Source organism: Sedimentitalea sediminis (assembly GCF_042687825.1).
Lineage (GTDB): Bacteria > Pseudomonadota > Alphaproteobacteria > Rhodobacterales > Rhodobacteraceae > Sedimentitalea.
On the sequence record NZ_JBHUQE010000021.1, the window covers coordinates 17,103 to 29,535 of the forward strand.

A 12,433-nucleotide genomic window follows, 5' to 3' on the forward strand; every position below is an offset into this window, starting at 1 on the left:
AACACAACATGTCTAAGGAATTCAAGAAACTGGCGATGACCCGCCGGGGCATGCTGGGCGCTACAGCGACCGGTGCCGTGCTGGCCGGGTCCGGTGTCGGTGGCACCCTGATGAACAGCAAGGCCACGGCCGCGCAGGCCTCTGGCAAGATCAACCTCGAGCCCGGGGAACTGGACGAATACTATGGTTTCTGGTCTTCGGGTCAGACCGGCGAGCTGCGCATTCTGGGCTTTCCCTCCATGCGCGAGCTGATGCGCATACCGGTGTTCAACCGCTGTTCGGCCACCGGCTGGGGCCAGACCAATGAATCGCTCAAGGTCCTGACCGAAGGGTTGACCGAAGAAACAAAGGCGTTCCTGGCCACCCAGGGCAAGGTCACCTATGACAACGGCGACCTGCACCACCCGCACATGTCCTTTACCGACGGCACCTATGACGGGCGCTATCTGTTCATGAACGACAAGGCCAATACGCGCGTGGCGCGGGTGCGCTGCGACGTGATGAAATGCGACAAGATCATCGAGATCCCCAACGCCCACGACATCCACGGCATGCGGCCGCAGAAATATCCGCGCACCGGCTATGTCTTTGCCAATGGCGAACACGAGGCGCCTCTGGTCAATGACGGCAGCATCCTGGACGACCCCAGCCAGTACGTGAATATCTTTACCGCCATTGACGGCGACGAGATGAAGGTCGCCTGGCAGGTGATCGTCTCGGGCAACCTGGACAACCTGGATTGCGACTATCAGGGCAAATACGCCTTCTCGACCAGCTACAACTCGGAAATGGGCATGAACCTGGCCGAGATGACGGCAGGCGAGATGGACCACGTCGTGGTGTTCAACATCAAGGCCATCGAAGAGGCCGTGGCGGCGGGCAACTATCAGGAACTGAACGGCGTGCCGGTCGTGGACGGGCGCAAGACCGCGAACAGCCAGTTCACCCGTTATATCCCGATCCCGAACAGCCCGCACGGCTGTAACGCGGCGCCGGACATGAAGCACATCATGATCAACGGCAAACTGTCGCCGACCGTGTCGGTGATTGACGTCGAAAAGGTCGATGCGCTGTTTGACGGGGCCGACCCGCGTTCGTGCATCGTGGCAGAGCCGCAGCTGGGTCTGGGCCCGCTCCATACCGCGTTCGACGGCAAGGGCAACGCCTTTACCACGCTGTTCCTGGACAGCCAGGTCGTGAAATGGAACATCGACAAGGCGATCCGCGCCTATGCCGGCGAAGATGTCGACCCGATCGAGCAGAAGGTCGATGTGCATTATCAGCCGGGCCACAACTCGACCTCGATGGGTGAAACCAAAGAGGCAGACGGCAAGTGGCTGATCACGATGAACAAGTTCTCCAAGGACCGGTTCCTGAACACCGGCCCCCTGAAACCGGAGAACGAGCAGATCATCGACCTGTCCATGGAAGAACTGCGTGTCGTGCATGACGGGCCGACCTTTGCCGAACCGCATGACAGCATCATCGTGCGTGCCGACATCGTGAACCCGGTCAATGTCTGGGATCGCAATGACCCGATGTGGGAAGACGCCCGCAAACAGGCCGAGGCCGATGGCGTCGATCTGGACTGGGGCCACGACGAAATCATCCGCGATGGCGACAAGGTGCGGGTCTATCTGTCGTCTGTGGCGCCGGAATTCTCGATGGAGAAATTCACCGTCAAGCAGGGCGACGAGGTTACCATCTATGTCACCAACATGGATGATATCGACGACGTGACGCACGGGTTCTGCCTGGCCAATTACGGCGTCGCCATGGAAGTCGCACCGCAGGCCACCGCCTCGGTGACCTTCAAGGCGGAACGACCGGGCGTGCACTGGTTCTATTGCCAGTGGTTCTGCCATGCGCTGCACATGGAAATGCGCGGCCGGATGTTCGTCGAACCCCGGGCGGCCTGATCTATGCGGTGGCCCCTGATCCTTGCCTGCGCGCTGGTTGCGCTGCCCGTCTGGGCGGCGGACTGGGACGTGCCGCTGCGGGACGGGGCCATTGCCGAAACACTGAACCGGGCCGCGCCGGGCGACATCCTGCGCCTGCGGCCCGGCACCTATGCCGAGACCGTCGTTCTGGACAAAGCCGTGACGCTGGATGGCGGCGGTGCCGCGACGCTGGACGGCGGCGGGCAGGGCAGCGTGGTGACCGTGATCGCGCCGGACGTCGTGGTGCAGGGTCTGACTATCGTCGGTTCCGGCTCGAACCACCAGAACATCGATTCCGGCGTGCAGCTGCGCAAGGGGGCGACCGGCGCGGTGGTGCGCGATAATGTCCTGCTGGGCAATCTATATGGCGTCGATATCCACGGAGCTCGTGATGCGCTGGTGATCGGCAACCGGATCGAAGGCCGGCTGGATCGCCGGATGAACGACCGCGGCAACGGCATCTATGTCTGGAACGCGCCCGGCGCCGAGGTGCGCCGCAACGATCTGCGCTGGGGCCGCGACGGCATCTTTGTCAACTCATCCAAGCGCAACGTCTTTTCCGGCAACCGGTTCCGCGACTTGCGGTTCGCGGTGCATTACATGTATGCCAACCAATCCGAGGTCAGCGATAACGTTTCGATCGGCAACGATCTGGGCTTTGCAGTGATGTTCTCCAAAAAGGTCAAGGTCGTGGGCAACCTGTCGCAGAATGACCGCGAGCACGGCATCATGCTGAACTACACCAATCACAGCGAGATCACCGGCAATATCGTGATCGACGGGAAAAACCGCTGTGCCTTTCTGTACAATGCCAATTACAACCTGTTCAGCGACAACCATTTTCAGGGTTGCGAGATCGGCATTCATTTCACCGCCGGTTCGCAGGACAACCAGATCACCGGCAACGCCTTTGTCGGCAATCGTACGCAGGTCAAATATATCAGCACCAAATGGGCCGAATGGTCGCGTCAGGGGCGCGGCAATTACTGGAGCGATTTCGCCGCCTATGATGTCGGCGGCGACGGCATCGCCGACACGCCCTATCGGCCCAATGACGTGATGGACCATGTGCTCTGGACCCAGCCCGCGGCCAAGCTGCTGCTGGGGTCACCCGCGGTGCAGTTGGTGCGCTGGTCGCAGGCGGCGTTTCCGTCTCTGTTGCCGGGCGGTGTGTTGGACAGTTTCCCGCTGATGCAGCCGATGGCGCTCAAGCGGCCGGAATTTGGGGGCGTTGCCGATGGATAGCCCGGTTCTGAACATTGAAAAGGCCGGCAAATCCCGCGGTGCCCTTCGGGTACTCGACCAGGTCGATCTGCAAGTGGCGGCAGGTCAGCGCATCGCGCTGCTGGGCCATAACGGGGCCGGCAAATCGACGCTGATGAAGGCGGTTCTGGGACTGACGCCACTGAACCAGGGCGCGATCCGGGTGGACGGAGCCAAGCCCGGCAGCGGACATGCCCGCGCCGTGACCGCCTATCTGCCCGAGGCCGTGGCCTTTCACAAATCGCTGACCGGTCGCGAACAGCTGACCCTGTTCGCCCGACTGGCCGATTGCCCGACGTCACAGGTGGCGGGTTATCTTGACCGGGTCGGTCTGGCCGAGGCCGCAGACCGGCGCATCGGCACCTATTCCAAGGGCATGCGTCAGCGGCTGGGTCTGGCGCAGGTGCTGCTGGGGCGCCCCAAGCTGGCATTGCTGGACGAGCCGACCTCGGGGCTGGACCCGATCTCGCGGCACGAGCTTTACGCGATCATCGACGAGATGGCTGCACATGGCACCGCCGTGGTGATCGCCAGCCACACTCTGACCGAGGTCGAGGCCCGCACCGACCGCATCGCAATTCTGCGCGAGGGCCGGCTGGTGGCGGATGACACGCTGGACAACCTGACCCTGCGCGCCGGCCTGCCGACACGGCTGCGGGTGCGTGCACGCAGCGATGCCGCCGGGCGGATCGCGCAAGAGACCGGCGGCACGCGCGTCAACGGCATGTCGGTCGATCTGCTGTGCCCGCCAGAGCGCAAGATGGCCGAGCTGCGCCGTCTGTCGGCGATGGGCGAGGCGGTGACCGATATCGAGATGCATCCGCCCCGGCTGGAAGACCTTTATCGGCACTACTCCAAGGCCGAAGGAGAAGAGCAATGATCCGCCGTGTCCTGGCCATTGCCCGCATCGAGGCGACGATCACCCGGCGCAATCGCTGGCTGCTGATGGCCACCGTCATCATGGTGCTGTTCGCGGTCGCCCTGACCCTGGCCGGCAGCGCGCCGACCGGCACGCTGGGAGTGAACATGCTGACGGTTTCGGTCGCCTCGATGACCACCCTGTCGGTCTATCTGGCGCCGCTGCTGGCGCTGATGATGGCGTTTGACTCGATCGCCGGCGAGGCCGAACGCGGCGGGTTGGGCCTGTTGTTGTCCTATCCGGTCAGCCGGGCCGAAATTCTGCTGGGGAAGTTCCTGGCGCATCTGGCGGCCCTGGGCTTTGCCATGGTGGTCGGCTTTGGCACCGCCGGTGCGCTGGCGGCGGCCTATGGCGGCATCGACACAGCCAGTCTGGTGGCGCTGGCCCGGCTGATCGCGACCTCGATCCTGCTGGGGGCTGCGTTCCTGTCGCTGGGCTATATGCTGTCGGCACTGGCCGGCAGCGCCACCGGCGCCGCCGGACTCAGCGCCGGTCTGTGGCTGGTCTTTGTGGTGCTCTATGATCTGGGGTTGCTGGGGGCCGTGGTCTTTGATGCCGGCGGCTGGTTCACCCAGAACGCCTTTCCCTGGGTGATGGCGGCCAACCCGGCCGACGCGTTCCGTCTGTGGAATGTCGCCGCCAGCGACGGGGTGGCGATGGCAACCGGGCTGTCCGGTGCCGCCGCGGCCCTGCCGGGGTGGGTGGCGCCGGTCTCGCTGTTGACCTGGCCTCTGTTGGGCCTGCTGCTGGCGCGGCGGTTTTTCGAAAGGCTGGAGCCATGAGGTGGATTTATTCTGTGCCGGTGCTGCTGCTTGCGCTGGCGGCTTGCCGCGAAGAGCAGGTAGAGGCGCCGGAACCGGCCGCCATGACCGAAGAGGCGCTGAGCCATTTCTGCCAGATGAACGTCGCCGAACATGCCGGCCCAAAGGGGCAGATTCACCTCAAGGGTCTGCCGGCGCCGATCTTTTTCGCCCAGGTTCGCGATCTGGTCGCCTATCTGAAAAGCCCCGAACGCGACGCCGACATCACGGCGATCTATGTCAGCGACATGGGGGCGGCGCTGAACTGGCACGAGGTCGGCTCCGACAACTGGATCGCTGCCGAGTCCGCGCAATTCGTCATCGAGGCGGGCGTTGCCGGCGGCATGGGCGCCCCTGAAATCGTGCCCTTTGGCACCACCGAGGCCGCGCAGGACTTTGTCCGGCGTTACGGCGGCAGAATCGTCGCGCTTGATGCGATTCCCGACGCCGCGGCGCTGGCGCCGGTCGATCTTGATACCCCATTGGAGGACCCGGCATGACCGAGACCGTGACCCGCCGCCGCTTTCTGACGATTTCCGCGGCGGCCGGACTTTGCTCTGCAACCGCAACCGCCGCCGCCGCCGCCGCGCCTACGGCCCATTGGACAGGTCGGGCGCTGGGTGCACAGACCTCGATGCAACTGGCCGGCCTGACAGAGACCGAGGCCCGTTCGATCTTTCGCGCGGTCGAGCGCGAACTGGCGCGTCTGGAGCGGGTATTCAGCCTGTATCGGACCGACTCGCAACTGGTACAGCTGAACCGAACCGGCGTGCTGCGGGCACCTGCGCCCGAGATGCTGGAACTGCTCAGCCTGTGCGACCGGCTGTACCGGGCCACCGGCGGCGCGTTCGATCCCAGCCTGCAGCCCTTGTGGATGCTCTATGCTCGGGCCGCGACGCGCGGCAGCGCGCCGACACCGCAAGAGCGGCAGGAGGCCCGCGATCTGGTGGGCTGGCGCGACCTTCGGGTCGCGACGGACGAGGTGCGGTTTGCGCGCCCCGGCATGGCGTTGACCCTGAACGGGGTCGCGCAGGGCTATGTCACCGACCGGGTTGCCGCCTTGCTGACGCAACGGGGCTTGCGCGACGTTCTGATCGACATGGGCGAGATCGCCGCCCTGGGGCGGCGGGCGGACGGCGACGCCTGGACCGCCGGTGTTGCCTTGCCGGACGGGCAATTGGTCCAGCGGGTGGTTCTAAAGGACAGGGCCCTGGCAACCTCGGCGCCAGAGGGAACCCTGCTGGATGAGCAGCGCGGTGTCGGGCATATCCTGGACCCGCGCGGCCAGGGCCGGACGCCACGGCATCGGCTGGTTTCGGTGTCCTCCTCCAGCGCCGCCGTGGCCGATGGGCTGTCTACCGCCGGTTGCCTGCTGGATCTGCCGGATCTGGCACATGCCATTGGCACCTTTCCCGATACTACGCTAGAAACTGTGATATGAATCAAAGGAGATCCTAACATGATCAAACCCATTCTCAGCGCCGCCGCGCTTCTCGTGGCCCTGTCCGCCCCGGCTTTCGCCGAAGGTGACGCAGACAAAGGTGAAAAGGTCTTCAAGAAGTGCAAGGCCTGCCATGCTGTCGGTGAGGGTGCCAAGAACAAGGTCGGCCCGACCCTGAACGGGATCATTGGTGCGCCCGCCGGCGCGAATGCCGATTTCAAATATTCCGATGCGCTGATGGCCAAGGCGTCCGAAGGTCTGGTCTGGGACGATGAATCCATGGCGGCGTTTCTGACCAAGCCCAAGGAATTCATCGACGGCACCAAAATGTCCTTTGCCGGTCTGCGCAAGGAAGACGATATTGCGAACGTGATTGCCTATCTGGAAACGTTCCCGGCGGAATAATACCGCCGTGCGACCCGGTCGCTGGTCAGGCCCTGCCACATGTGTGGCGGGGCCTTATCATTTCCGGCCGTCGGCCTCGTCCATCAGCCCGCGCACCCAGCGCGTGACCAGCCAGTTGGCCGGAAATCCCAGCGGGATGCTCAGCAGCAGCGCCGTCACCGGCGACAACGCCGGCAGGCCGATCGCCTGTGCCATCAGACCCAGCATGAACAGATTGATCGCCACAGCACCTGTGGTGAACACGTAGAGCATCGCGTAGAGCCTGCCAAAGGACGGACCGTGATCACTGTCGGTCATGCCGCTACTCCTGATTGTGCCGCGGCCTGCAGCGCCGCGGCAATCAACGCCGGCACGCCGGCATGGGTGCCGATCGGTGGCAGCCGAAGACCGGGAAACTCGGCCAGATCCAGTGCTTCGGGAATATCCTCGACCACATGGCCGCCGCCGGCCGCGAAAAACGGCAGGCAGATCGCCAGGTCGCCGGTGTCAAACACCACATCGCCCAGGAACGGCGGTTCTTCGATATAACCGGTGCGGATCTCGGCAAAACCCGTGCGTTCGGCCAGGGCGGCCACGAAACGTTCGGTGTCACGTGCAGAGTTGCGGCTTTTGCCGGACCCGTGCGACGCCACGATCAGGCAGGTTTCCGCCATGGTCCAGCCGCGCTGCCGCAATTCCACGGCCAACCAGTCGCGGGCCAGATCGGGCAGGGCCGGGTCGGTGCCCAGCGGCGCCAGGATCGGGCCGCCCGTGTCGCCCAGCCGGTCCGGCAGGGTGGTGCGGGTGAACCAGCCATCGGTCATGAACAGCGGATAGATCAGCGGCTTTGGCCCGGCCCGTTCCACCGCCGCGGCCAGCGCACCGGGCGCGGCCAGCGTGGCACTGTCCAGCGTCCAGCCGGGCATCAGCGCTGCGACCTGCTCGGTCAGATCCGCCAGTGCCGCCTCGGGCGGGCCCGGCTCGGACGGCTGGCCGTGGCTGACGATGACGGCGCGGCGGTTAATGGCTTGTGCCCTCCGAAAAGGTGATCTTGTTCCAGACATTGTATTTTCCGGATGGTTTTCGCATCGGCAGGCGACGGACTTCTTTCAGCGTGGCGGCATCATAAACGATCACCGCGCCGTCATCCTCCCACACCGAGACCAGGGCGTGCCGCCCGTCGCGGGTGAATTCCACATGGGCGACGGTTGCGCCGGGTTCGGGGCGCATCGTCTTGACGATTTCCAGGCTCTGTTTGTCGATCACATGCATCACGTCCTTATTTGGTCCGAAAAACACATCCGACCAGAAATACGGTGAATTTTCGTGGCTGCGCAGAAAGAAACCGGGGCCTTCGGTGTCGATGGTCTGCAGAATCGACCAATCCTCGGTGTCGATGACGCTCAGCTTGCCTTCTTTCAGGTGCGGTGTGGCCATCACCCGGCGGCCATCCTTTTCCCAGCTGATCCCCGAGCCCAGATGCGGCATGCCGGGCAGCGGCAGTTCGGCGATTTCGCGGCCGACATTCAGGTTCACCACGACGCCGCGCGCGCCGTCCCGCGCGGCACCGATCAGGTTGCGGTAATCGTCGGTGAAAAAGAAATCGTCCAGCGGTTCGGCAATCTCGATGCGGCGGCGGGCGAACAGGCCCTGTGACGACGGGATCGCCTCGATCATGTCCTTTTCCTGGCTGTGCACGAACCCCTCATAGACCGGCTCGGCATTGGGGTCGGTGGCGACCTCCCAGATCTCGGGCTGGTCCTTGAGCGCCAGGATGAAACTGTCGCGTTGCGGCGCCTGATAGACCGCCGAAACGCGGCTGGGGATGCCGGATTTCGAGATCACCGGCATGACCCTTTCGACGCTCAGATCGGCCGTGGACAACAGGGTCAGGGTCATCGGCAGGTAGTTGGCGACCGCCAGGTGCTTGCCGTCCATGCTGATGGCGATGTTGCGGCTGTTCAGCCCGGCGCGGATGCGCCCGACCTGGTGCAGGGACCAGATGTCGTATTTCTGCACCCAGCCATCGCGCGACATGATAAAGACATAGCGCCCGTCGGGGCTGAACTTTGGCCCGCCATGTACCGCGAACGGGGTTTCAAACCGGTCCAGAACCTCAAACGTATCGCCATCCAGCACGCTGACATGGTGATCGCCGGTTTCGACCACCAGCGTGATGTTCATCGGATCGGCGTCAAAGACCGGGGCATCGGCGGCAACATAGTCCGGGTCGGGCGTCAGGGTCGCCGCGATCTGTTCCGGGCCCCAGTCAGGCACCGCGTCCAGCGGTGTTTTCAGATAGTCCGCCAGCGCCGCGATGCGGTCACCATCCAGCGTGTCGGCAAAGGCCGGCATCTGGGTGGCGGCGCGTCCGCCCGCGATCACCTTTTCCAGGTTCGGCCCGCGCATGCGTTTCAGCGTCTGCGGGATCAGCGCCGGGCCGGTGCCGCCCAGCCGGTCGGCGCCGTGACAGGTGGCGCAGTTCTCGACATAATCCCTTGCCGGGTCGGCGGTGGCCAGACTGGCCAGAAACAGCAGGCTAGAGGCTGAAATCATGCGCCGGATCATGGCGTTTCCCCCGGAATGGCGTGACGGTCAGGCGGTCGGCTTCGGCAACGCCGATTTCCTGGTTGCTGAGGTAGCAGGCCGGATCCTCGGCCCAGGGATCGCCGGTCAGCTGCAAGGCGCGGATGCGGGTATTGCCGCCGCAGACCGACTGGAACGTACAGGCGCCGCAGCGCCCTTTCAGCGGGCGCGGCCGCCGGCGCAACTGGGCCAGCATGGCGTCGCTGCCAGTCCAGAGTTCCGAGAACGGCGTCTGCTTGACGCTGCCGATCGTGTAGTCGGACCAGTAGGTGTCGGGATGCACCTTGCCCTGCGGGTCGATATTGGCCACGCCCAGCCCCGAGGAATTGCCGCCCCAGGCTTCGAGATGATCGCGTAGATGGTCGATCTTGTCCTGCTCGAACCGCTCGGCAGCCCAGTTCATCAGATAGACCGCGTCGGCATCGTTGTTGCCGGTGACGATATCCAGCGGCCGTCCGGCGCTGGCATCGCCCCAGGCCTTGTCGATCAACAGATCCATGGCGCGGCGGGTATGGTCATGCACCGCGTCCTCGCCCCGGTTCTTGTCGCCGCGCCCGGCATAGACCAGATGCGACAGATAGAACTTGTCCACGCCCTCGTCGTCGCACAGTTTCAGGAGGTCGGGCAGCTGGCTTTCATTGTCCCGGGTCAGGGTGAACCGCAGCCCCACCTTTATGCCCCGCGCCTTGCATTCGCGCACCCCGCGCAAGGCGTCGTTGAACGCGCCATCGACGCCGCGGAACCAGTCATTGGTCGCGCCGATCCCGTCGATCGAAATGCCGACATAGTGAAATCCGATCTCGGCCACGCGGTCGGCGGTCTCGCCATGGATCTTGGTGCCGTTGGTGGACAGCGCCAGCATCGGCACCAGCGGGCGGGCCCGCGCCGCCAGGTCGAAGAAATCGAACCGGTCCAGCGGCTCGCCGCCGGACAGGATCAGCGCCGGGATGCGGAACCGTCCCAGATCGTCCAGCGTTGCCACCGCCTGATCGTGGCTGAGTTCGCCGGGGAAATGCACATCGGCCGAGACCGTATAGCAATGGCGGCATTTCAGGTTGCAGCGCCGGGTCAGGTTCCAGATCACCACCGGTTTGACCCCGCCGCTGCCGCGGCGCATGCGCACGGGGGTCGGGCGCACCAGCTGGTGCATGTATTCGGACAGTCGGAACATCGGACTAACCTTTCTGGCTGCGCAACCGCAGCCCGGTCTTTTTCAGAATGCGGGTGGAATAGAGAATGTCATGGCCGCGGCAGGCATCGCCCAGCATCGCGGCGATATCGGTGCGCTGCGCCTCGACCTGTTCGCGGCTGCTGCCATGCAGCATCGCGAACAGGTTATAGGGCCAGTCGGGCAGGGCGCGCGGGCGTTCATAGCAATGGGTGACGCCATCGAGATTGCCGATCATTTGGCCCAGTTCGGCGATGCGGGCATCATCCACGTCCCAGACCGACATGCCGTTGGCGGTCATTCCCAGTTTGTAATGGTTGGGGGCGACGGCGATGCGGCGGATCACGCCGCTGTCCTGCATGGCCCGCAGGCGGGCGCACAGATCGTCTTCGGTCAGGTCCAGCTCGTCGGCGATCTGGGCATAGGGTTGCGGCACCAGCGGCAGCCCGGCCTGGGTCGCGGCGATGATGCGCCGGTCGGTTGCGTCGATGCTCATGCCGCCACCCGAAAGCCGACAAAGAATTCCTGCAGTTTCGGAAAGCACAGCACCCGCAGGCCGGTGTCACGTTCCAGCGCCTCGGCGACCTGGGCGATCTCGTCCTGGGTTTCGGTGGCCAGCACGAACCACATGTTCAGCCGGTGGGTACGTTCGTAATTATGCGCCACTTCGGGGCGCGCGTTGACCACCGCCAGCACGTCGTCGAACCGATCCGGGGGCACGGCCATGGCACACAGGCAGAACGCGCCCCCCATGGCCGCCGCGTCAAAGAACGGGCCGAACCGGGTGATGACGCGCGTCTCTTTCATTGCCGCCAGTCGTGCCAGCAGATCGGCCTCGGTCAGGCCCAGTTCCTCGGCGGCCTGCTGGTACGGGCGCGGCGCGATGGGAAACCCGTCCTGCAGATGGTTCAGGATACGTCGGTCGATTTCGTCCAGGCTCATGCGACTTCCTTTTGGGCAGGGGCGACCATGGCACCAGTCTGTTTGAAACAGTGCAGGGAAAACAAGGGGCGATGCGGCACATCCGCCAGTTCCGGCAGGGCGCAGGCGCGGGTCAGCACCGCCATTGCGTCGCTGCGGCTGCGGGCGTGAATCATCGAATACAACCGATAAGGCCAGGCACCGGGCACCGGCGTGCGCTCGTAGCACAGGGTGATCCCGGGTAAGGCGGCCAGGACCGGGCCGGCCCGGGTGATCTGCTCGGACGGCATGTCCCAGACCACCATCGCGTTGGACCGCCAGCCCAGAGCGCGGTGACGAACGATGATCCCCAGGCGGGCAACGATACCGGCCTGCGTCAGGGCGCGGACCCGGTCCAGAACCGTGGCTTCGCTCAGCCCCAGATCCTGGGCGATGGCCAGATAGGGGCGCGGCACGAGCTGCAGGCCCCGCATCAGATTGTTCAGGATATCGCGATCACCGGGCTGAAAGGCCGTCGGATCCGCCGCTTTTGCCGGTTTCCAGGCTGCGGTCTTGCCGCGCAGGGCAAAGCCCAGATCGACGTTGAAGGCGCGCACCAGCCGCAGGTCCAGGACCCGCAGCCCGGTCTGCGCCTCGATCCGGTCCAGGGTCGCATCCACATGGGCGCGGTCGGGGCCGGTGGCGACAAACCAAAGGTTCCAGTCATGCTCGCGCAGGTAATTGTGATTGACGCCGGGCTGGGCGCCGATGATTGCGGCGACCTCTTCGATGCGGTTTTCTGGGGCGGCCACCGCGGCCAGGGTGCTGGCCGAGATGGTATTGGGCGCGCAGGTGGCACCCACCCGGGTAATGCGGGCGTTGTCCATCTGCCGCCGCAGCCGGTCGATCACCTGATTCTGTGTCAGGCCCAGCGCATCGCCGAGTACGCGAAAAGGTTCGGACTGGATCGGAAAGTCGCGCTGCCAGTCATCCAGCAGGGCCTGATCCAGCGGGTCCAGTACACCTTCCATG

General features: G+C 64.7%; 14 protein-coding genes. 7 read left to right on the forward strand and 7 right to left on the reverse strand.

The features are described from left to right. Window positions 1-8: 8 nt before the first annotated feature. From nosZ to ACFMPD_RS14640, 7 genes are read left to right on the forward strand one after another with little or no spacing between them, the layout of a single operon-like run. Window positions 9-1,919, forward strand: a complete 1,911-nt coding sequence (gene nosZ / locus ACFMPD_RS14610) for a TAT-dependent nitrous-oxide reductase (protein WP_380995859.1) — start codon at window positions 9-11, stop codon at window positions 1,917-1,919. A gap of 3 nt (window positions 1,920-1,922) precedes the next feature. After that, a complete protein-coding gene (locus ACFMPD_RS14615) occupies window positions 1,923-3,185 on the forward strand; it encodes a nitrous oxide reductase family maturation protein NosD (RefSeq protein WP_380995862.1) in 1,263 nt (420 codons plus the stop codon). Next, the gene (locus tag ACFMPD_RS14620) at window positions 3,178-4,083 is read left to right on the forward strand and encodes an ABC transporter ATP-binding protein (protein WP_380995864.1); all 906 of its coding nucleotides are present in this window, start codon (window positions 3,178-3,180) and stop codon (window positions 4,081-4,083) included. Before ACFMPD_RS14615 ends, ACFMPD_RS14620 begins: the two co-directional genes overlap by 8 nt. Further along, on the forward strand, window positions 4,083-4,904 hold the full coding sequence (locus ACFMPD_RS14625; protein ID WP_380995955.1) for an ABC transporter permease: 822 nt from the start codon (window positions 4,083-4,085) through the stop codon (window positions 4,902-4,904). The genes ACFMPD_RS14620 and ACFMPD_RS14625 overlap by 1 nt, the downstream gene beginning before the upstream one ends. Further along, on the forward strand, window positions 4,901-5,422 hold the full coding sequence (locus ACFMPD_RS14630) for a nitrous oxide reductase accessory protein NosL (RefSeq protein WP_380995866.1): 522 nt from the start codon (window positions 4,901-4,903) through the stop codon (window positions 5,420-5,422). The genes ACFMPD_RS14625 and ACFMPD_RS14630 overlap by 4 nt, the downstream gene beginning before the upstream one ends. After that, the gene (locus tag ACFMPD_RS14635) at window positions 5,419-6,363 is read left to right on the forward strand and encodes an FAD:protein FMN transferase (protein ID WP_380995869.1); all 945 of its coding nucleotides are present in this window, start codon (window positions 5,419-5,421) and stop codon (window positions 6,361-6,363) included. The genes ACFMPD_RS14630 and ACFMPD_RS14635 overlap by 4 nt, the downstream gene beginning before the upstream one ends. Window positions 6,364-6,381: 18 nt before the next feature. Next, complete coding sequence (locus ACFMPD_RS14640; protein ID WP_380995872.1) at window positions 6,382-6,768, forward strand: c-type cytochrome; 387 nt, start codon at window positions 6,382-6,384, stop codon at window positions 6,766-6,768. Window positions 6,769-6,825: 57 nt separating this feature from the next. Here the strand turns inward: ACFMPD_RS14640 and ACFMPD_RS14645 are convergent, their stop codons facing one another. The 7 genes from ACFMPD_RS14645 to ahbB (ACFMPD_RS14675) are packed head-to-tail and all read right to left on the reverse strand — an operon-like array spanning window position 6,826 to window position 12,432. Next, complete coding sequence (locus ACFMPD_RS14645) at window positions 6,826-7,065, reverse strand: hypothetical protein (protein ID WP_380995874.1); 240 nt, start codon at window positions 7,063-7,065, stop codon at window positions 6,826-6,828. Continuing rightward, window positions 7,062-7,811, reverse strand: coding sequence for a CbiX/SirB N-terminal domain-containing protein (locus ACFMPD_RS14650; RefSeq protein ID WP_380995876.1), 750 nt, complete (start codon window positions 7,809-7,811; stop codon window positions 7,062-7,064). The genes ACFMPD_RS14645 and ACFMPD_RS14650 overlap by 4 nt, the downstream gene beginning before the upstream one ends. Next, entirely contained in the window at window positions 7,768-9,315 is a 1,548-nt protein-coding gene (locus tag ACFMPD_RS14655; RefSeq protein ID WP_380995879.1) for a cytochrome D1 domain-containing protein, read from the reverse strand. Before ACFMPD_RS14655 ends, ACFMPD_RS14650 begins: the two co-directional genes overlap by 44 nt. Continuing rightward, the gene (nirJ, locus tag ACFMPD_RS14660) at window positions 9,287-10,504 is read right to left on the reverse strand and encodes a heme d1 biosynthesis radical SAM protein NirJ (RefSeq protein WP_380995882.1); all 1,218 of its coding nucleotides are present in this window, start codon (window positions 10,502-10,504) and stop codon (window positions 9,287-9,289) included. Before nirJ ends, ACFMPD_RS14655 begins: the two co-directional genes overlap by 29 nt. 4 nt (window positions 10,505-10,508) lie before the next feature. Continuing rightward, entirely contained in the window at window positions 10,509-10,997 is a 489-nt protein-coding gene (ahbB, locus tag ACFMPD_RS14665; protein WP_380995885.1) for a siroheme decarboxylase subunit beta, read from the reverse strand. Then, complete coding sequence (locus ACFMPD_RS14670; protein WP_380995888.1) at window positions 10,994-11,443, reverse strand: Lrp/AsnC family transcriptional regulator; 450 nt, start codon at window positions 11,441-11,443, stop codon at window positions 10,994-10,996. Before ACFMPD_RS14670 ends, ahbB (ACFMPD_RS14665) begins: the two co-directional genes overlap by 4 nt. Then, window positions 11,440-12,432: a siroheme decarboxylase subunit beta gene (ahbB, locus tag ACFMPD_RS14675; protein WP_380995891.1), complete on the reverse strand. Its 993-nt coding sequence runs from the start codon at window positions 12,430-12,432 to the stop codon at window positions 11,440-11,442. Before ahbB (ACFMPD_RS14675) ends, ACFMPD_RS14670 begins: the two co-directional genes overlap by 4 nt. Between the last annotated feature and the right edge of the window lies 1 nt (window position 12,433).